This window comes from Rossellomorea sp. QJM3NY_18 (assembly GCF_056173145.1).
In genome coordinates, this window is the sequence record NZ_CM149659.1 from 3,074,174 (window position 1) to 3,095,550 (window position 21,377).

Consider the following 21,377-nt stretch of genomic DNA (forward strand, 5'->3'; position numbering starts at 1 on the left):
TCCCTCCTGTTTCTATTACTTCTTATTTTAGGTTGTCAAGCATATGACGAATGCGTTTGAAATCTCCTTTAGAGACAACAGCCGCTTTACGTAGCTTACGCTTTGCTTTAGTAGATTTGTTTGCGAATAAGTGGCTTGTGTAAGCGTGTGAACGTTTAAGTTTACCAGAACCTGTTTTCTTGAAACGCTTAGCTGAGCCGCGGTGAGTTTTCATTTTTGGCATGATGCTTTTCCTCCTCGGGTCCTCTTATTTTTCGTTAACTGGTGCAAGCACCAAGAACATACTGCGACCATCCATTTTCGGTTTTGATTCAACGGTTGCTACATCTTTACACTCATCACTGAAGCGATCCAGAACGCGTTGACCAATTTCTTTGTGCGTAATCGCACGACCTTTAAATCGGATTGACGCTTTTACTTTGTCTCCTTTTTCAAGGAACTTACGAGCGTTACGAAGCTTGGTGTTGAAATCATGCTCATCAATCGTCGGGCTTAAACGCACCTCTTTAAGATTGATGATCTTCTGATTCTTACGTGCTTCTTTGTCTTTCTTCTGTTGTTCAAACTTAAACTTACCGTAGTCCATGATACGAGCAACGGGTGGTTTTGCATTTGGAGCAACCAGAACAAGATCAAGATTTACACGTTCAGCGATTTCAAGAGCTTCATTCTTGGTTTTAATCCCAAGTTGCTCACCGTTTTGATCGATAAGACGTACTTCACGGGCACGAATCGTTTCGTTTAAAATCATGTCTTTGCTAATAATTAGCCACCTCCAAGGTTTATTAAAAGAATACACGGCTTTGGCCGACGCACCCGCTTCCCTTTTCCATGTCCAGGACACAAAAAAAGATGCGAGTGTCGAAACACCCGCACCTGATTATTAAGCATATATAAATGGCTTTAATAGTCAATCACATACCTGGTAACAGCTTTAACGCGTTATTCAGGTGAGAAGCGGGTAGCTCCTACTTGTACCAAACTGTATTCAATTCACCTTAGATAATATATCACATGACAATACCGCTGTCAAATAATCATTTAATATCACAACGTATTTCATAATATCAGACATCTAAGGAGAGTGCAACAGTTTTTTTGAAATTAAAGCGGGAGGGACGGACCTCCAACGGAAACATTATTGTAAACCATAATGACCATTTGGAGGTCCGTCCCTCTTCCCCTATTAGCGATTCGCTTCTTTTGTGATGTGGGCGATGAATTCGTCAAGGGAAATGGTTTCGGATTTCTGCTCTCCGTATTTACGGACGTTGACGGCCGTTTCCTTGATTTCATTGTCTCCCACTACAAGCATGTAAGGGACTTTGCTCATCTGTGCTTCACGGATCTTATAGCCGATTTTTTCATTACGGTCATCGATATCGACACGAAGCCCTTCAGCCTGAAGCTTTTCTTTCACTTCTTTCGCGTAGTCGAAGTGGACATCCGGAGAAACCGGGATCACTTGAACCTGCGTTGGAGCAAGCCATGTCGGGAAAGCTCCTTTATATTCCTCGATCAGGAAGGCCACAAAGCGTTCCATAGTGGATACGACTCCGCGGTGGATAACGACAGGACGGTGCTGCTTCCCGTCTTCCCCTACGTATGTTAAGTCAAAACGCTCTGGAAGTAAGAAGTCCAATTGAACAGTGGATAACGTTTCTTCCTTACCAAGGGCCGTTTTCACTTGAACATCCAGTTTAGGGCCGTAGAATGCCGCTTCCCCTTCTGCTTCGAAGTACTCGACATCCAGTTCATCCATCGCTTCCTTGATCATGCCTTGAGCACGGTTCCACATCTCATCATCATCAAAGTACTTCTCCGTATCTTCAGGATCACGATAAGAAAGGCGGAAAGAATAATCATTCAGATCAAAGTCTTTGTACACTTCCTGAACAAGGCGTACGACGCGCTTGAATTCTTCCTTGATTTGATCCGGGCGCACGAAGATATGGGCATCATTCAGAGTCATCCCGCGTACACGCTGAAGTCCTGACAGGGCACCTGATAATTCATAACGGTGCATCGTACCAAGCTCGGCGATACGGATCGGAAGCTCACGGTAGCTGTGGATACCGTTTTTGTAAATCATCATATGATGAGGACAGTTCATCGGGCGGAGAACAAGATCTTCATTATCCATTTCCATGACCGGGAACATGTTTTCCTGATAGTGATCCCAGTGACCGCTTGTTTTGTACAATTCCACGCTCCCCATGATAGGTGTATAGACGTGGTCGTAACCGAGACGCTCTTCTTTATCGACGATATAACGCTCGATGATGCGGCGGATCGTTGCACCTTTAGGCAGCCACATCGGCAAGCCTTGTCCCACTTTTTGTGAGTTCATGAATAAATTCAATTCTTTACCGATTTTACGGTGATCACGCTCTTTCGCTTCTTCTAAAAGACGAAGGTGCTCTGCAAGGTCTTCCTTCTTGAAGAAAGCCGTACCGTAAATCCGTTGAAGCATTTTATTATCACTGTTTCCACGCCAGTATGCGCCGGCAATGCTTAACAGCTTGAATTCCTTGATTTTATTTGTTGACGGGATGTGGACCCCACGGCAAAGGTCGAAGAATTCACCTTGCTCGTAAATGGAAACCTGTTCCCCTTCAGGAATGGCTTCAAGCAGTTCAAGCTTGTACTCATCCCCGATTTTCTCATACATTTTCTGCGCTTCATCGCGGCTTACTTCTTTACGGACCACTTCAAGATTTTCACCTGTGATCTTCTTCATTTCCTTCTCGATCTCAGGAAGATCTTCCGGAGTGAAGGTATGCTCTGAATCGATATCGTAATAGAAACCGCCTTCAATGACCGGACCGATCCCAAGCTTCGTTTCAGGGTATAAACGTTTGATGGCCTGTGCCATTAAATGGGCAGTACTGTGACGAAGGACTTCAAGGGCATCTGCTGAAGGAGCCGTCACAATTTCAATCGCCCCATCTTCCTGAATCCCTGTACGAAGGTCAATCATTCCACCATTTATTTTTCCAGCGAGCGCCTTCTTCTTCAGTCCCGGACTGATGGACGCAGCAATCTCTTCTGTCGTCGTTCCTTTAGGAAACTCCTTGACATTTCCATCCGGGAACTGCATTTTCACTACTTCTGACATGTGATTTCACTCCTTAAAATATCTTTATGAAACATAAAAAAACCCCGCCCCTTCACGTTTGAAGGGACGAGGTTAATAAGTAAACTCGTGGTTCCACCCAACTTCTCATTGTCTTAGTTTAAAGACAATGACTTCATTGAAAACGAATAACGACATTTAGCCGTCAATCATTACTATGAACCGAATAAGGTCCCGTTCATGATTGAAGTTCCGAGGTGGTAAATATCACTACCGAATTAGGAAGCTTGCAGCCTTGTGACTTCCCTCTCTGTGAATGAATAGAAATATTGTTGTCCTCATCATAACCTTTATTTATTGACTTATTATGTAGGTATTATAATCGGTTATGTTTTGAAAAGCAAGTCTATTCATTCGCTATATCCCACGAAGGATAAAGAAGTGTATCGGGGAAATAACTCAGCGGCAGGAGATCGATCCGTTCTTCAAAAATATTCTGAAGTGTCCTGATCAATTGATGATCACTATTTCCATAGACAAGTATTTTCTCAGGGGCAAGGGACAATAACGGGGCAATCGTGAATGAATCAACGTACAAAGGGTGATTGGTGAGCAGCCGTTTATCGATTGCTTTCGTCAGCTCCTGCCGGGTCACTTCTTTCATGTCTTCATCAAAGAAACGAAAGCCATAGCCCGTCGAATAAAGATGGACCGTGCGCATTTTCTGTTCCCTTGATGAGAGATATTCCCTCAGCATATGCACGAACATCTGATATTCCTGCTCCATCTTATATTCGTCTATGGCCAGATCCAGCATCAGCAAGAGCCTCTCCTGAAGCTTCTTCAGTCTGAACTTGCTGAAGGAGTCGAATGATATGGGGGCCTTCCCTTCCATCAGCAGCTCAAGGCCCGCATGTACATATGCAGCCTCGTCCCATTCACCCACCAGCTCCATCAGCTCAGGCCGCTCCCCCATCCTCATCTCTGATACGATTTCTAATATTTGATTGATCTCATCACTATCTTCATACAGGTAATTTTCTCTCAGGGCTGATTCGGACCAGTCCATGCATTTATCATTCATGACGAATTTGGAAACCCCGTTGAAAAGCTTTTCCCGCTCCTTGAAGAAGGGGGAAACCTCTATCGTCAGATTATAGTGAGTTGTATGTTGAAAGAGCGTTTCATGAAACCATGATTGGATGAACTCTTTATTAAGGTATTCTTGAAGCTTAACCGCATCATTTTTTTGCTTGAAAATAAATTCAATCAAACTTTCTCGCCTCCTTAAACCCAATTCCCTGATTTATATATATGGGGGGCTTGTATAAATTAGAAGTTGATGAGGGAAATTCTTTTCGCGAACCAGGATTGAGTTGGATGCAGGGGTTAGGGTTTCGGTTTCGGCCACCTAGTCGTGGGATGCTGTGGTTTCGGGGGAATTTTGCATGGGTTGGGTTGGTTGCGGTCGTTTGGGGCCGCATTTTCGCATGGATTGGCTTGGTTGCGACCGTTTGATGCCGCAATTTCGCTTGGATTGGCTTGGTTGCGACCGTTGGTTAGGACAAATCCAGCCGATTTCACCGATAATCCGGCCGTTCAGCGTGAAAATCCAGCCGAAATGGCACATAATCCGGCCGTTTCCTGTAATAATCCAGCCAAAACCCCACATAATCCAGCCTTTTAACAATATATGTAAATAATTCATGCTCACATACACACACCCACCTTCTCCATAAAAAGAGAGGGAATCGCACGCGTGCGATTCCCTCTCCCTCAAACTATTCTCTTCGATTCCTGCCGTCGATCAACACAGGCTTAGACAAATACTTAATCCGCTCCATGATCCGCGCAGCCTTCAATTTCTCTTCTTCCCCGCGCTGGCTATACGTCAAATGGTGGGTCAGCTCGTTGAAGTTGAAGTTGGAGGTGAAGAATGTCGGCAGGTTTTCAAGCATCCGGTACTGGAGGATGGTGCCAAGAATTTCATCCCTTCCCCAGCTCGACATGGTTTCCGCTCCGATGTCATCAAGCATGAGGATCGGTGCTGACTTGACCATCTCAAGCTTTTCATTCACCGTATTATCACCGAGTGATTGTTTGATCTCCCTGAAAAACTCGGGAACGTATACGATAAGGGATCCGATTCTTTTCTCAGCGAGTTCATTGGCCATGGCACCTAACAGATAGGACTTGCCCACTCCGAACTTCCCGTAAAAATAAAGACCTTTCATTTTGGTCCCTTCTGTATACGTCTCCACGAAATTCTTCGCAAGGCGCACTGCTTCCAGACGGCTCTTCGAATCAAGATCGAGGGTCTGGAAGGAGGCCTGTAAAATATCCTTTGGTACGTAAAGACTTTTGATCAGACGCTGGGCACTCGTTCTTTCATCATGGATGACTTTTCGTGGGCAGCGATGATAATCGATGTCGATCGTATTCCCCCTGATCACCAAATGAGGATCATACCCTTCCATCATATTCTTGCATTCCTGCAAAGAAGGACAGTACCTGCATTCCTTGCTTTGAGAGATGTACTCATACAGCTTCATCAGGCTTTCATTGACCATTTCACCAGTTACCCGTCCTTCATTCCTGCGGATAAAATCTTTTACATCATTATTTTCTAAAATCTCTTTTTTCATTTGTTCATATCGCTGTTGAAACGACCCGGAAGTCGCAAGCCTCTTTAAGGTATTATTGATTCTCTCCATCGTTTTGTTCACCTACTTCCGAAAATTTTTAAGCTCTTCTTCGAGTTTTTTCTTTTCTGCTTCGAAGTCGTATCCTTCCACAGTGGTATCGGATTCTCCCGATGATTCGTCTTCCTTGAACCATTCCGGAAGCTTCTCGGTACGGATCGGTTTTCTCCGCCTGTTCGTTTTGGTATCCTTCTTGCCTTCAGCCCACTCAAGATACTGCTTGTGTTCCTTTTTCGCGAGATCTATCGCTTCACTTGCCGACGTCACTTTTTTCCTGGACCAGTGTGATGCAATTTTCTCCATATAACCCTTCGTGAGCTTCATGTCTGTTTTTAACAACACATATTGGATCAGTACATTCATGACGCCAATCGGCAGCTTCTGCGACATGAGGACTTCCTCTACAGCTTGCAGATCAGCTTTTGAGGGGGATCCGCCATTGGATATATCCGATAATACGTCCTTTGGTGAGGTCGTTTCCAGGTAGTCGATGAGCTCTTCCTCCTGGGAAAGTGGTTTATCCCGTTCTACAGGCTTCTTCGTTTCCACTCTGGTCGTCAAATCAGGCAGTTGATCACCTGTTTGCATACCATACCAGTCACGGGCCGTTTTACGCAGCAATTCGATATCGATCGTATCATCCGCATCCAATGAGCTTAAGACGATATTCTTCATTTGAAGAGGATCGATTCCATACAGATAGCTCAGCTTCAATACCGTTTCCTTCACTTTCGGCGTAAAGGCTTTGCGCGGGACCATGGATTCCGATAACCCGGCTAGCAGCAGCGAAAAATCAAAATCGATTTCGTCCAGTGCAAGTCCATCATTCTTACCGTATTTCATATATTGTTCACCTGACCCGGTTTCCGAATCCACATTCGCATCATGGTGGAGAAAATTAATCGGTTCAGACGTGAAAACATCTTGGAATGATCGGGTAATGGCTGTGTACTGACTTTTATCAGCTGACACATCCGTAAAAAATTTCTTCAAACGCAAATAATGGGTCCGGCCGATCTTACGGTACAAATACACATTCAGCATACCATCATGAAAGAATTCCTGAGGGGAGAGGGGGGGCTGCAGTTCATAAAGAAAACGGCGGTCTTCATCATCCCTTTTTTCATAAACCTTCAACAATCCGATCCCTTCAAGCTTCATCCTTGCTTCGTAGACGTCCTGAAGATTGACGGACAGGACGTTCATCAAATGATAATGGGTCGAATCCGTCGACCAGAGCCGATTTTCCTCCACTTCCCCCCATAAACTCATATAGAGGCTGTAGCAAATGGAACCGATTAAAGGCTGGTATAGAAACGTAATGATTTTCCGGTCATATTCCTGAAGCATTCCATGTGTCCCTACCGTGTAGTGATCGATCGGCTGTATTTCATTCCAATGCTTCTTCATCATAGTTGGATTCTACCTTTCAATAAATAAAGAGAAAAGAGCCAAAGAATTCCATCTTCAGCTCATTCTTCTACTCTTTTTTTATTAATTCTTTTAATTCGTCTATAAATACATTAATATCCTTAAATTGTCGATATACGGATGCAAAACGGACATATGCCACTTCATCAACTTTCGCAAGGTGATCCATGACCATCTCACCGATCTTCACAGATTCTACTTCAGAAGCCCCTTGATTCCGCAGGTCTTTTTCAATATCTGTTGAGATCTTTTCTAATCTCTCAAGAGGTACCGGCCGCTTCTCACAAGCCTTGATCAGTCCCCTCAAAATCTTTTCTCGACTAAACTCTTCTCTTACCCCTTCTTTTTTCACCACAATTAAAGGAAGCTCTTCAACCTTCTCAAAGGTCGTGAAGCGAAACGTACATTCTTCACATTCTCTTCTTCTCCTGATGGAACGTCCTTCATCAGCAGGTCGTGAGTCCACCACTCGTGTACCATTATGCTGGCAAGACGGGCATTTCATAATATCAGCTCCGTTATTACATACTATTACCTTCATCATATAAAAAAGCTGTCACTTACACAAGCTTCTATAGGATTTAGCGTTATTTCACTTTTTTCAATTCGCTATCAAGCTGGTGATAATAATGGTTGATTTGCGCTTTTAAAACGGTATATGTACCAAAGATCTTCCCTTTATCCGCACTGACCTTGAAATCGACTGCCGTTTCAAGCGGCCGCACGGTAATGACCGTGGCAACGATAAATAATTGAGGCGTGCCGTTTTTCCGGACCGTGATTTCCCCTCTGTCCTTGGACTGGGAGATCACGTCATATTCTGACGATGAGAATAACCCCAGTACTGCATTAAATGCACCTTGATGCATGGATTTATAATAGCGTGATTGCAGTTCCTTATCTTCATGCTGATCGGACGTTTCACACTCCGATTGAAATCGCTTTAACAGGGTACGTATTCCACTCATATCAAGTTCCTCCCTTTAGTTACCCTTATTTTACACGAAAAGGCACGATTGAAAAACCCATAAGTGCACGTCGGAACGCGCGAAAAAAAAGAAGAGATGCATGAATCACGCATCTCTTCTGAGTTATTATCGATTAAAGGGCTTGAGCCTGGGACTTCTTCACTTGTACAGGACCCATTCCACGCGGCAATTCAATTGTTTCGCGTGTGTCAGCACCAAGAGCATCTGCAATATATTCAGCTGCGATATTAGGATCTAAATCACCGCAAGTATATACATCAATACTGGCATAACCATGTTCAGGAAAACTGTGGATCGTTAAGTGTGATTCTGAGATAATCACTACTCCACTAACACCTTGAGGCGCAAACTTATGAAAAGCTACCTCACGCACTTCTGCACCTGACTTAAGCGCAGCATCTACGAATGTTTTCTCAATTCCTACTACATCGTTTAATTTTTCAAAATCGCAACCCCATAATTCTGAGATTACATGACGACCCATTGTTTCCATTTTCGTATTTCCCCCTTTGACATAATTTTTTTCGTCAAAATGAACGTATCCTTTGGCAAAATCTTAACTACCACGGGGGAAAGTTAGTCCGAAGAGGTCCTAACCCTTTAAGTAGTTAAATCAGTATTCATTTGCTAATAAGAAGTTCACGAAAAATAGTATACTTTGTTTAAAACTCTTTTGCAATAAATATTTATAAGTTTTTTAACCATAGAAAAAGGAATATCGTTTTCACCTTTTTAAGTAAAGAGCATAATAGAGAGATCTCGTTTTGTTCGAAGACCGTTCCTTTCCGCTCCAGGCACTTGCTTTCCGTGGGGCGGGCGGTGAGCCTCCTCGGCTTCGCCTGCGGGGTCTCACCTGTCCCGCAGTTCCCACAGGAGTCAAGTGCCTTCCGCTGCAATCCACTCTGTTATCCTACACTAGTTAAACGTTTAAACACATAGTTTTTTGAAAGAACAATTTGTCTAAAAAGACTTTTCACGCCAGCAACTAAATCCATACACTTTTAGGGAACTTTCGTTTACCCATATATAGAAAGAGTAATAAAAGAAAAGAACGCACCTGAAAAGGGTACGTTCTAGGGTTTTGCTTTATGATTTATGTTGGTTCTTTCAAACGTTGACTTTTTGTTTGGCGTTCATTTTGCTGGCGACGAATTTGGCCAGGTCGACGACGCGGCATGAGTAGCCCCATTCGTTGTCGTACCAGGCAAGGACTTTCACTTTTCGGTTGCCCATGACCATGGTGGACAAGCCGTCGATGATGGCAGAATGAGGGTTCGTATTAAAATCGATTGAGACCAGTGGTTCTGTCGTATATTCCAGGACTCCTTGCAGGGAACCAAGGGATGCCGTGACGAATGCTTCGTTGATTTCTTCAACGGTTACGTCCCTTTTCACATCCACGACCAGATCCACTAATGAAACGTTCGGAGTCGGTACGCGCAGCGCCATGCCATGAAGCTTCCCGTTTAATTGAGGAAGTACTAATGATAATGCTTTCGCAGCACCCGTTGTCGTCGGGATGATCGATTGTCCGCATGCTCTTGCTCTTCTTAGATCTTTATGTGGATTGTCGATATTTTTCTGATCATTCGTGTAAGCATGCACGGTCGTCATGAGACCGTTTTCAATTCCGAACTGCTCATCCAGCACTTTCGCTACAGGAGCCAGACAGTTCGTCGTGCAGGAAGCATTCGAGATAACGCTGTGTTCTTCTATATTTAATGCGCTTTCATTTACGCCCATCACAATGGTAACGTCTTCATTTTTACCAGGGGCCGTCAGGATGACTTTTTTCGCTCCCGCTTCCAAGTGAAGGCTCGCTTTATCTTTTGAATTGAATTTCCCCGTCGCTTCGATGACGATATCGATGTTCAGTTCATTCCAAGGTAACGCTTTAGGATCACGATTGCTTAATAGTAGGACACGTTTTCCGTTGACGATGAGTGCATGATCTTCCACCACTACATCTGCCTGGAATGTACCATGATTTGTGTCATACTTTATTAAATGGGCTAATGTTTCAGCCGGGTAGCTTGCGTTAATGGCTACAACCTCTAAGTTTTCCTCTAATATTGCTTTTCTGAAAACCATTCTTCCAATACGTCCAAAACCATTGATTGCAATTTTCGCCTTCATAAATCCGGCTCCCCTCTATATTAATGTTATACTTATATGTTTATTTGCTAAAAATAGTATAACATATTTGGAGAATTAGTTAATAAGTATTTTGCGGATTTTAAATGTTTTATTATTCTGACAAATAGGCTTATTGTATGTATATTTTTGTGGTTTGGAATCATACTTGATTTGAAGGTTTTATTCATACATTCTCCCGGAGCATATGCTGGTTGAGTTCCGCTCCAGGTTGCTCGCTTTCCGCGGGGCTGGCGATGAGCCTCCTCGGCTTCGCCTGCGGGGTCTCATCTGTCCAGCTTTTCCCGTCGGAGTCGAGCAACCTTCCGCTACACTCAACATGGGTATTATGATAATACGAATAGTAAATGTCAGATCAATCCACCAAATGTTACTCTTAGACAACATAAAAAACCGACAAGGGTTTCTTGTCGGTCGTTTGTGTTGTTATGGTTGTAGGTCCCATTCTGTTAATAAAGCTTCTAGTTGTTCTTTTGTGTCATGCAGGGTTCCGTTGTTGTCGATGACTGCGTCGGCGAGGTTGACTTTGTCTTTTAGTGGGAATTGGGACGCGATCCTCGCTTCTGCATCTTCACGTTTTAAGTGATTGCGTTCCATTAAGCGTGATAGCTGGGTTTTTTCGTTTACGTAAACGAGGAGGGTACGTTCTACCATCCACGTGAGGTCGCTTTCGAATAGCAAGGGAATATCCATGAATATGGTGTTCTTGCCGGATGCGATAGCTTCGTCTTTATGCTGGAGCATCATGCTTCTGACGGCAGGGTGCACGATGCTGTTCAGCACGTTCCTTTTCTCTTCAGAGTTGAAGATGATTTGACCGAGTTTTTCGCGATTGATGGTCGCGTCGTTTTCGTGGAGGATGCCTTCACCAAATTCTTCGACTATCGCAAGATATGCAGGCTGCCCCACCTCGACCACCATACGGGCTGCGAGGTCTGCGTCGATTATAGTATATCCTTTTTCATGTAACATGGTTGAGATTGTACTTTTACCACTTGCAATTCCACCTGTTAATCCTATAATACGTGCCATGATCGTGTCCTTTCCAATACTCGCCGGGCACTAGAACCTCAGGATCCCGATCAGGATGAGCAGAACGCCCGGAAGAAATGAAACGCGGTGAATCCAGCGCAGGTGAGAGAAGAATTCCCCCATCTTTAATCCGGAAAATAAGAACGCAAAGCTCATCATAAAAATCGCCAGGGTCAGTAGTAGTGGCGAGAAATGTAATAATGCGGCACCGATTCCGGCACCAAAGGCATCCAGTGACAAGGCGATTCCAAGCATGAATGCCTCGATTCCGGTAATCGTGCCCGATTTATCAAAGTCCGCCGTGAGCGGTCTTCTTAATATTTGAATTACTAAACCTATGGATTTAATTTCAAAATTGATCAATGTTTTTTCATGTGACAGTACCGTTTCTTTTTGCGGCCTGAAGAACTGATAAAGAACGGCTGCGCCAATCACGACAAGGATCAGTCCGCCGATTCTTCCTGCCCAGACCGGGGTGATGATGGACCCGATGGTTTGACCGAGTAACATCGCAAGCAATAAAGAGCTCGCTGAACAGATCGATATGATGCTGATTGATTTTGTAGGGATTTTCACTTTTCGCAATCCATAAGTTAAACCGGTACTAAAACTATCGAGACTTACAGCGAACGCCAGCAGTAATAAGGAGATTGTTTCACTCATCTAATAGCCCCCCCGAAAATCATTACAATACTATATGGTAAGGGCTTATCAAATGTTAAACGTTCTTTCTACCGCTGACAGCGAGGGCAATAATGGGTCCCCCGCCCAGCCGCTACTTTCTTCTCGATGGCTGTACCGCAGTTCCGGCACGGCTCTTCTTTCCTGCTGTAAACATAAAGGTTCTGTTGGAACATTCCCATCTGTCCCTGAGAATTCACGTAAGACCGGATCGTGCTGCCACCCATTTCCACCGCTTCTGTCAACGTGTGGATGATTTCACTGTGGAGCCGTTCGATTTCTTCCTGTGACAGGGACTTTGATTTCCGGTCGGGATGTATACCTGCACGGAATAGAGCTTCATCTACATAGATATTTCCAAGGCCCACCAACACCGTTTGATCCAATAAGGTGGCCTTCACGATTCTCTCCGTCCTGCTGAGCTTTTCAGCCAGATAGTCTGGTGTAAACTCCGATAGAAACGGCTCCGGCCCCAACTGAAGGAGGGGAAGGTGGAGTAGTTCTTCCCCCTTCTTAAACAGATGCATCGTTCCAAACTTCCGGACATCACGGTATCTGAGTTCCGTTCCATCCGTAAAGTGGAAGATGACATGGGTATGTTTTTCAATGGGATTCCCCTGTTCAGCCAGATTATACTTCCCTTCCATTCTTAAATGGGAAACGAGGGCAACATCATCACAATAGAAGATCAAGAACTTCCCTCTTCTTCTCATTTCATGAATTTCCTGACCTCTCAAGCTATGGATGAATTCATCCGTTTCAAGTGGATTCTTGATCATTTTTGGCCAAAACACACTGACATCCTTTATTTTCTTCCCTGATACAAGAAGCTCCAATGTCCTTCTGACCGTTTCTACTTCAGGCAGCTCTGGCATGAGGCCACCTCCTTCTTCATAAAACTACTTCGCGTCATACCATGTTTGTCCGTAAGAGTAATCAACCTTTAATGGAACTTCGAGCTCCATTGCGTTTTCCATCACTTCAGGAACAATTTTCTTCAATGTTTCGATTTCATCCTCAGGAGCTTCGAAGATCAATTCATCGTGCACCTGTAAGAGCATCCTTGTTTGAAGTTTCTCTTCCTTTAAACGGGCCGCCATATCGATCATAGCTTTCTTGATGATATCTGCTGCACTTCCCTGGATCGGTGTGTTCATCGCTGTACGTTCTGCAAAGCTCCGTAAATTGAAATTACGGCTTGTGATTTCAGGAAGGTAGCGGCGTCGGTTCATTAGTGTTGTCACATACCCCTTCTGTTTCGCATCCTGTACGATATCATCCATATATTCTTTCACGCCGGGGAAGCTTTCTAAGTACTTCTTAATGAATTCCCCTGCTTCTTTTCGTGTTATATCAAGGCTTTGTGACAGTCCGTAGTCACTGATTCCATACACGATCCCGAAGTTAACGGCTTTCGCATGCCTTCTCATATTGGACGTGACCTCGCCCTTCTCCACTCCAAAGACGTCCATGGCCGTTTTCGTATGGATGTCCATATCATTACGGAAGGCTTCCACCAATTTCTCATCCCCCGCTATATGGGCGAGTACCCGAAGTTCGATCTGGGAATAATCGGCAGCGAACATGACCCATCCCTTTTCAGAAGGAATGAACGCCTGACGGATCTTCCTGCCTTCTTCAAGGCGGATCGGAATGTTTTGCAGGTTCGGATCCGTTGAGCTTAGCCGGCCTGTTTGGGTAAGTGCCTGGTTGAACCGCGTATGGATCTTGCTTGAATCTTTATGAACGACCTTCAGTAACCCTTCCAGATAAGTGGATTGCAGCTTTCCTAACTGACGGTAATGAAGGATATGGTCAATGATTTCATGCTTGGACTGCAGTTTTTCCAATACGTCAGCAGAAGTGGAGTAACCAGTCTTCGTTTTCTTCACAATCGGTAGACCCAGTTTTTCAAAAAGGATCACGCCGAGTTGCTTCGGTGAATTGATGTTGAAACTCTCCCCTGCCAGTTCATGAATGTTCTTTTCCAATTCTTCCAGTCGGAGGGCAAGCTCTTCCTTCATGGTCATCAAACGTTCCTGATCCACTTTTACACCGTTGAATTCCATCTCGGCCAGGATAAGGGCAAGAGGCAATTCCAGATTCATGTATAAATCATAGAGATCATTTTCTTCCAGCTCTTTTATGCATGTGTCCTTCAAGTCTTGAAGGATGAAGGCCTTTCTTGCCAGATGCTCGGATAACACGTCCGTGGAAGGGACCTTCTGCTTGGCCCCTTTTCCATACACCGCTTCATCCGATTCGATGGATGGCTGACCATGCCCTTTCGCAATGGAGGCAAAGTCTTCACTCGATTCAGAAGGATTGATGATATAAGACGCAAGCAGCAGGTCAAATTCGATCCCCTTGATGTCGATCCCTTGGCGTTTCAGGGCAACGACGGTCTCTTTCGAGTTGTAGACGTTCTTCGACTTCGATTCGTCTTCTGCCCATTTTTTAAAGGCTTCTGAATTCAATGCCGTTTCAAGGGTAAAGAAAATCGTCCCATTATCATTATGAAGACTCATGCCGATGACTTTACCAAGATGATAATTCTCTTCAAGCATTTCGATGTATAGGGAGCTCTCACTTGAAAGCTGCTCTTCTGTAATGGTTTCCACCACTTCATAGGAGATATCGTCCAGCTCCTGGGGCTCCTCTTGAACGGATTCACCCATTTTCTCAAGAAGGGAGTTGAATCCAAGGTCCCGATACACTTCCTTCAGTTTCACTTCATCCCATCCATCATAATTCAGTTCTTCAACCGTGACTTCGATGGGAGCTTCTCTCAGAATCGTTGCCAGTTCTTTACTCATGATCGCCTGATCTTTATTTTCTTCAAGCTTCTCTTTCAGTTTCTTACCGCTCACTTTGTCGATCGACTCCAGAAGTTTTTCAAGGGAATCGAATTCCTTCAAGAGCTTAATCGCCGTTTTCTCACCGACACCGGGTACACCAGGGATATTATCAGAGCTGTCCCCCATCAAGCCTTTCATATCAATGATCCGGTCAGGGGTGATCTCCCATTTTTCTTTAATGTGCTGGGGTGTATACACCTCGATATCCGTGATTCCTTTTCTCGTGATGCACACCGTGGTATCTTTGGAACTCAACTGGGTTAAATCCTTATCCCCTGAATACACTTTCACTTCGAACCCGTCGGACTCAGCCTGAAGGGAGAGGGTTCCGATAATATCGTCCGCTTCATAATTTTCTTTTTCATACCGTTTGATCCCGTAAGCATCCAACAGTTCCCGAATATAAGGGAATTGCTCGGACAACTCAGGCGGGGTCTTCTGCCTGCCGCCTTTGTATTCCGTGAATGTCTTATGACGGAAAGTCGTTTTTCCCGCATCAAAGGCCACCAGGATATGAGACGGCTTTTCATCTTCTAATATTTTCTGCAGCATGGTGGTAAAGCCGTACACTGCATTTGTATGTACACCCTTGTCGTTATTCAATAAAGGCAGTGCAAAGAATGCACGGTAAGCAATACTGTTACCGTCAATCAGGACTAATTTTTTGGACATATAAGTACCTCCTGTAAAGGCTTCTGTTTCTATATAGTCATTCTATCATGTTGAGGAATGAAAGGAAAAACGGGGACCTTATCCAAGAAAAAAACTCCCGGAAATCAGGTAAACTACCCATCCCAAGAGTTTCTTCACGTTATTCCGTATACCCCATCAACAGCCGTGCATACGGTGAATCCGATGGTAAAATGATGACGGTTTTATCATCCACGGTTTTCTTATAGGTTTCGAGCGTTTTATAAAGGTCATAGAAGCTCGGATCCTTCGAGAAGGATTTGTTATAAATTTGCGCCGCTTCTGATTCTCCTTCCGCCCGGATTACATTGGCTTCGGCACCGGCTTTTGCAAGCAGCTCTTTTACTTCACGATCGGTCTCAGCTGTCACCCTTTGTTTCTCGGCATCCCCCATGGACAGGTATTCCTGTGCTTTCGAGTCACGTTCCGAGATCATACGGGTATAGACGGAGTTTTCATTCGCTTCAGGAAGATCCGTCCGCTTCATGCGAACATCCTGAACGACGATTCCATAATTGTCCCGCTGCAACAGCTCATTCACCTTGTCTGTCACTTTATCGTTTAAGCTTCCTCTTGAGGACTTCTCATCATTGATGATTTCATCATATTCCAACCGACCAAGCTCTGAGCGGACAACGGAATAGATGAATTCTTCCATCTTTGTCTCTGCATTGATCACCGTTCTGGCATTTTTGATCATTTTAAGAGGGTCTTCAATGCGCCACACGGCATAATTGTCGATGAGCATCCGCTTTTTATCTTTCGTATTGATCTCTGCTTCTGTCACGTCATACGTCATTTGATGCTTCGGTAAGGTAGTGACGGATTGGATGAAGGGGATCTTATATTTCATACCCGGTTCCTTATCGATTCGTACCACTTCCCCAAATTGACGGACGACTTTGTATTCTCCTTCTTTGACAATGAAGAGACTCGTAAACAGGATAAGGAGGACAGCGATGAGAATCACGAAAAAGATACCTAATTTCGTATAACGTTTCCACTCGATCGGTTCTTTTTTCTTTGTATTGATATCAAATACGTTTTGATCACTCATTCTCATCACTTCCTTCCTGTTTCGCTGGAGGAGTCTGATTCTCCATTTGACGGATCGGGAAATATTTCAATGTGTCCCCGCTGTCTTTCATAATGTAGATTTCTGCATTCGGCAGGACATTTTCAAGTGTTTCCAACACGAGACGCTTTCTTGTAATCTCGGGATTTGACTTATACTCATTGTACAATTTATCAAATACCGCTACATCTCCACGCGCCTGCTCCACACGTGCAATTTTATCCCCTTTGGCTCTTGATATGATGGCATCCTTTTCACCCTGGGCTTCGTTAGTCCGCTGATTTCGGTATTTCTTGGCTTCATTGATTTTCGTATTCATCGTTTCCCTTGCATCCGTTACGGCTGTAAACGCCGAGCGGACCTCTGCATTCGGCAACTCAACATCCTGCAGCTTCACCGCAAGAATGGAGATTCCAATATCGTAATCATCGATCAACTCAGTCAATAAATCCCTTACATCTGCCTCGATTTCGGCTTTTCCTGATGTTAAGGCATCATCGATCAAGGAGCTTCCGATAATGCTTCTTAACGAAGATGAAGTTGCATCGTACAGGATTTCTTTAGGATTATCCGAGTTGAATAAATAACCTTCAGGATCCGTGATTTTCCACTGAACCACAAGATCAGCCAGCACAATGTACTCATCCCCAGTGATCATCTTTGTTTCTTTTGGAAAGTCCTTGATTTTCCCGTCTTTTTCTTCATATCCAAATTGAAGACTGAAGGTTTCTTTCGACAGGACTTCCACTGACTGTACCGGCCACGGCATCTTGAAATGCAGTCCAGGCTCGACAACCGGTTCGCCTGCATCCCCGAACGTCAACACCAGTGCCTGTTCTGATTCGTCGACGGTATACCACGATGTCAGTAGGACAACAATTAAAATAATGGCTGCGAGCACCATTCCTGCAAGAGTATAAACACGCTTCAAGCTCATATGCACCCTCCCTTTTCCATCTCTATATCGTATTTTCTGCTTACTAAGATATACGGGCGTAAGACAAAAAGGTTTCAAGAATATTAAGAGAAGATGACAAGAGATAATAAGAAAGCGCTTTCATAATTTAATAGCGAAAAGACGAGAACGGGGTTGGTTCTCGTCTTTTCGTAACACCTTGGATGAAGGGGTTTCACTTAGTATCGTACCACCCCATTGTTAATTGAATTTAAAGCTATTGTAAAAACAATGTAAATAAGGTGAAAAACGACTAAGGTTTTCCTTGATTTCCACGGTGAGCGATGGATGAAGATCGTTTATTCAATGTGACAGTGAAAGTCGTTCCTTTATCCGGTTCGCTTTCCACTTCAATATCACCTTCATGAGCTTCAATGATGTGCTTGACAATGGCCAAGCCCAAACCGGTTCCACCTGAATTGCGACTTCTCGCTTTATCCACCCGGTAAAAACGTTCAAAGATGCGGGGGAGCTCTTCCTGGCTGATTCCCATTCCGTTATCCTTTACTTGTACATAGACCATTTCCTGATCTTCCTTTACCGTGACCGACACATTTCCGCCTTTTGGAGTATACACGATCGCATTGCTGATCAGGTTGATGAAGACCTGCTTTAACCGGTATGAATCCACTTCTGCCATTCCCCTTGATTCGAAATCGGCTTGAAGTGAAATGTCCTTCGGCTTCGCTTTTTCTTTTAAAATAGGGATCACATCTTCTATCAGCCCTGCCACTTCAACCTCTTCAATAAATAGCTGGAATCCCTGCTTCTCTATTTTAGACAACTCCAACAAATCCTGAATGAGGGATTGCAGCCTGTCACTTTCTTTTAGAATGATGTCTAAAAAAGATTTCAGCGTTTCAGGCTCCTGCATTGCTCCGTCCAATAGTGTTTCTGAGAATCCTTTGATCGAGGTGATTGGCGTTTTTAATTCGTGTGACACGTTCGCCACAAAATCTTTACGCATCTGTTCAAGCTTTTTTAGCTCCGTTATGTCATGGAATACGACGACGATCCCTTTCCACACGTCATTGTTGCCGATAATAGGTGCACCATACACTTCATAGTGCTTTCGATCAAGCTTGTACGGAAGGAGAATCTGCTTTCGCAATCGCTCCTCCGTCATAAAGATTTCCTCTACGAGCTTATTCACTTCCGAATAGTGAATCACCTCATGATACCGTACTTTTTTCAGTTGGCTTTCCTCCAGGTTAAAGAATTCCCTGAACGTCCTGTTCGTTAAGACGACAAAACCCCGGTGATCGATCAATAGGAGAGCACTCCCCATATTTTCAATCAAAGTCGTTAAGCGGTCTTGCTGCATTTCCTGGGCATTCACCATTTCCTGAAGGTTTCTCGCCAGAATATTGATGGAAGTACTGAGCATACTCGTTTCATCCAGACGATCCTCGTATGTCCTCGCACGGTAATTCCCCTTGGCAAGCTCCATGGCCACATTGGTCGCTGATTCGATGGGCTTTGTGTATCTCACCGTAATCCGTGAACCCAGGATGATGATGAGGACCAGGGCAAGGCCCAATGAAACGGATAAGACAAACCAGATTTGCTGGTTCCCTTTTTGCAAGGCTTCTACTTCCGTGCTCATAATGAGAAGACCCATCATTTCATCATTGGTATTTTTTAATGGATACCAATAATATCGGTATTCATTTCCCGACGTGACAAGTTTTTTATGCTTCTCTTTCACATCCCAGTTCTTTTGGATTTCCTGTACGATCCTCTTTTGCTGGGGACCGACCAGTGAATCAGACGTGTCCGTGTCGTGGACCACATCACCGGCCTTGTCAAGCACCGTAATCCGGACATCCAGTATGTCGCTCAATTCTTTAATCATATCGGGATTGATTTCTTTCGGTGCTCCGTTTTCTTCAATGGAGCTCGCCAGTAACCTGGCCTCCTTTTGAATCCTGGAGTTAAAGGTATCTAAATAGAAGTTCTTGAAAATCTGGCCCAAAAGCAGACCCAGCCCTATTAAGACAGCGATGATCAGAGTAATTAGAGCAAATAGGAGCTTTGTTCTAAATTTGGTCATCGATTTTTAGGCTCCTCCAATTTATACCCGAGACCACGGATGGTTTTGATATAGATAGGTTTTTTCGTATTGGATTCGATCTTTTCACGCAGATGGCTGATATGCACATCCACGATTCTCGTATCTCCGGCAAAATCATAGTTCCATACAGCACTCAGTAGCTGATCTCTTGTCAGAACTCTTCCTTTATTATCCGTCAAATATAATAAAAGCTCGAATTCCTTCGGTGTCAGTTCTAGTAATTCCCCCTGAAAATACGCCTCATATTGTTCAGGATACACCTTTAGTTCCCCGACTTCCTTATAATCGGTAGGTTCCTCGGCAGCCGCTTCTGCCGTTTCCCGAATGGCCTGGCTGCGTCTCAGGATCGCCTTCACCCTCGCAACCACTTCACGGGGGCTGAACGGCTTTGTCATATAGTCGTCAGCTCCAAGCTCCAAGCCAAGGACTTTATCAAATTCATCATCCTTAGCCGTTAACATCAGAATCGGGATATTGATTTTTCGCTGACGCAGTTCTTTGCATACCTCGATGCCATCCATGGACGGAAGCATCAGGTCAAGGACGATCAGGTCCGGGGACTGTTCAATCGCCAGGTCCCTTCCCTCTGCTCCGTCATGTGCCGTTGTCACCGAATATCCAGATTGCTCCAGATTGTACTTCAAGAGTGTTGCAATGGACTGTTCATCGTCGACTACCAAGATTTTTTTGCTCATTTGTTGTGCCTCCATACCAAAGAAAATTAACCCCAACATCCAAACTGTTTATGTAATTGTATCCTCATTATAATATAATTCTCGGGGCTTACCATCATTTAGAGAGATTTAATCCTTTTTAGTTTTTCATTTTACTTATTTATAGGATGCACTTCGATCATTTTCTTTATCATTTTTCATGCATAAAAAAAAAGAGCTATTTGCCATAGCTCCTTCCCGGCATTAGAAGTTTTCCAATGCATGACTATTCATTTTTTCCAGGCGGTGAGGCGGGCAAACTTTGATGGTTCCGTTAATCACCTTTTCATCTTCCTCGTTCGTGGCCGATACCTGGATGGTAACCAGATGATTATGTGGATTTACTTCTGTCACTTCAAAAAGGAATTGAACCGTTGCGTAATGATAGACCGGTTTTGGAAATTCAATGGTTTGCTCCACGATATGGGAGCCCGGCCCCGGCAGATATTTGGATACGGCCGATGTAATGATCCCCGTCAGCATGATTGATGGAACGATCGGCTTTTTAAACGGCGTTTGTGACGCATAGTCGTGCTGGATATATAATGGATTGGCATCATTTGTGAGCCCAAGGTATAGAAGAAGTTCATTGTCTTCAATTTTTTCTGTGAGGGTCAGTTTTTCACCGACCGTCATTTCGTCGATTTTTCTTCCCAGTTTTCTCTTTTTCCCTAATAACATAAGAAGCACCTCCAAGTATGCAAACGATTACAATTTTAAATAATAAAAATTGTTTTTATTGTCTGTCTATTAGTATTTTATCATTTTTAGGGTTACCATACAAAGAATTTTTACGCGTGGGTGTGGGAAATTCATGTTCTCTGAATGGCTGATATTTTTTTGTGAAATTATACGGAGCATGTGCTGGTTGATTTCCGCTGCAGGTGCTCGCTTTCCGCGGGGCTGGCGGTGAGCCTCCTCGGCTGCAAGTGGTGTCCTACCTTGTC

At 44.1% G+C, this 21,377-nt stretch carries 19 protein-coding genes and 2 other annotated features; all 19 genes read right to left on the reverse strand.

All coding sequences use genetic code 11. From position 1 onward, the window contains the following. Positions 1 to 22 precede the first annotated feature (22 nt). Positions 23 to 223: a 50S ribosomal protein L35 gene (gene rpmI, locus AC0VXY_RS15880; RefSeq protein ID WP_032087387.1), complete on the reverse strand. Its 201-nt coding sequence runs from the start codon at positions 221 to 223 to the stop codon at positions 23 to 25. A 24-nt stretch (positions 224 to 247) separates the two neighbouring features. Then, complete coding sequence (gene infC / locus AC0VXY_RS15885) at positions 248 to 751, reverse strand: translation initiation factor IF-3 (RefSeq protein ID WP_060671022.1); 504 nt, start codon at positions 749 to 751, stop codon at positions 248 to 250. Between the two features lie 89 nt (positions 752 to 840). Then, positions 841 to 980, reverse strand: a sequence feature (ribosomal protein L20 leader region). 206 nt (positions 981 to 1,186) lie between these two features. Further along, positions 1,187 to 3,118 (reverse strand): threonine--tRNA ligase, encoded by a 1,932-nt coding sequence (thrS, locus tag AC0VXY_RS15890; RefSeq protein WP_475525807.1) that lies wholly within the window; start codon positions 3,116 to 3,118, stop codon positions 1,187 to 1,189. Positions 3,119 to 3,177: 59 nt separating this feature from the next. Further along, positions 3,178 to 3,430, reverse strand: a binding site (T-box leader). Positions 3,431 to 3,482: 52 nt separating this feature from the next. Beyond that, positions 3,483 to 4,349, reverse strand: a complete 867-nt coding sequence (locus AC0VXY_RS15895) for a putative sporulation protein YtxC (RefSeq protein ID WP_435989923.1) — start codon at positions 4,347 to 4,349, stop codon at positions 3,483 to 3,485. 508 nt (positions 4,350 to 4,857) lie between these two features. Continuing rightward, positions 4,858 to 5,790 carry a primosomal protein DnaI gene (dnaI, locus tag AC0VXY_RS15900; protein ID WP_475527879.1) on the reverse strand — a complete coding sequence of 311 codons (933 nt, stop codon included), beginning with the start codon at positions 5,788 to 5,790 and terminating at the stop codon, positions 4,858 to 4,860. Positions 5,791 to 5,802: 12 nt separating this feature from the next. Further along, on the reverse strand, positions 5,803 to 7,191 hold the full coding sequence (locus AC0VXY_RS15905) for a replication initiation and membrane attachment family protein (protein ID WP_475525808.1): 1,389 nt from the start codon (positions 7,189 to 7,191) through the stop codon (positions 5,803 to 5,805). Between the two features lie 67 nt (positions 7,192 to 7,258). Further along, positions 7,259 to 7,714, reverse strand: a complete 456-nt coding sequence (nrdR, locus tag AC0VXY_RS15910) for a transcriptional regulator NrdR (RefSeq protein WP_034757001.1) — start codon at positions 7,712 to 7,714, stop codon at positions 7,259 to 7,261. 82 nt (positions 7,715 to 7,796) lie between these two features. After that, positions 7,797 to 8,177: a cytosolic protein gene (locus AC0VXY_RS15915; RefSeq protein ID WP_435989920.1), complete on the reverse strand. Its 381-nt coding sequence runs from the start codon at positions 8,175 to 8,177 to the stop codon at positions 7,797 to 7,799. Positions 8,178 to 8,310: 133 nt separating this feature from the next. After that, positions 8,311 to 8,691, reverse strand: a complete 381-nt coding sequence (gene speD, locus AC0VXY_RS15920; RefSeq protein WP_034756998.1) for an adenosylmethionine decarboxylase — start codon at positions 8,689 to 8,691, stop codon at positions 8,311 to 8,313. Between the two features lie 614 nt (positions 8,692 to 9,305). Continuing rightward, positions 9,306 to 10,334: a glyceraldehyde-3-phosphate dehydrogenase gene (locus AC0VXY_RS15925; RefSeq protein WP_475525809.1), complete on the reverse strand. Its 1,029-nt coding sequence runs from the start codon at positions 10,332 to 10,334 to the stop codon at positions 9,306 to 9,308. Positions 10,335 to 10,778: 444 nt separating this feature from the next. Further along, entirely contained in the window at positions 10,779 to 11,384 is a 606-nt protein-coding gene (coaE, locus tag AC0VXY_RS15930; protein ID WP_475525810.1) for a dephospho-CoA kinase, read from the reverse strand. 30 nt (positions 11,385 to 11,414) lie between these two features. Then, a complete protein-coding gene (gene ytaF, locus AC0VXY_RS15935) occupies positions 11,415 to 12,047 on the reverse strand; it encodes a sporulation membrane protein YtaF (protein ID WP_435989917.1) in 633 nt (210 codons plus the stop codon). 68 nt (positions 12,048 to 12,115) lie between these two features. Beyond that, the gene (gene mutM / locus AC0VXY_RS15940) at positions 12,116 to 12,940 is read right to left on the reverse strand and encodes a DNA-formamidopyrimidine glycosylase (RefSeq protein ID WP_475525811.1); all 825 of its coding nucleotides are present in this window, start codon (positions 12,938 to 12,940) and stop codon (positions 12,116 to 12,118) included. Positions 12,941 to 12,964: 24 nt separating this feature from the next. Further along, on the reverse strand, positions 12,965 to 15,595 hold the full coding sequence (gene polA / locus AC0VXY_RS15945; RefSeq protein WP_475525812.1) for a DNA polymerase I: 2,631 nt from the start codon (positions 15,593 to 15,595) through the stop codon (positions 12,965 to 12,967). Positions 15,596 to 15,734: 139 nt separating this feature from the next. Then, positions 15,735 to 16,670 (reverse strand): protease modulator HflC, encoded by a 936-nt coding sequence (gene hflC, locus AC0VXY_RS15950; RefSeq protein ID WP_435989914.1) that lies wholly within the window; start codon positions 16,668 to 16,670, stop codon positions 15,735 to 15,737. Next, a complete protein-coding gene (gene hflK / locus AC0VXY_RS15955) occupies positions 16,663 to 17,625 on the reverse strand; it encodes an FtsH protease activity modulator HflK (RefSeq protein ID WP_475525813.1) in 963 nt (320 codons plus the stop codon). The genes hflC and hflK overlap by 8 nt, the downstream gene beginning before the upstream one ends. Before the next feature lie 271 nt (positions 17,626 to 17,896). Continuing rightward, on the reverse strand, positions 17,897 to 19,696 hold the full coding sequence (pnpS, locus tag AC0VXY_RS15960) for a two-component system histidine kinase PnpS (RefSeq protein WP_475525814.1): 1,800 nt from the start codon (positions 19,694 to 19,696) through the stop codon (positions 17,897 to 17,899). Beyond that, on the reverse strand, positions 19,693 to 20,412 hold the full coding sequence (locus tag AC0VXY_RS15965; RefSeq protein WP_435989911.1) for a response regulator transcription factor: 720 nt from the start codon (positions 20,410 to 20,412) through the stop codon (positions 19,693 to 19,695). Before AC0VXY_RS15965 ends, pnpS begins: the two co-directional genes overlap by 4 nt. A gap of 222 nt (positions 20,413 to 20,634) precedes the next feature. Continuing rightward, positions 20,635 to 21,111, reverse strand: coding sequence for a MaoC family dehydratase (locus AC0VXY_RS15970; protein ID WP_060671058.1), 477 nt, complete (start codon positions 21,109 to 21,111; stop codon positions 20,635 to 20,637). Positions 21,112 to 21,377 lie beyond the last annotated feature (266 nt).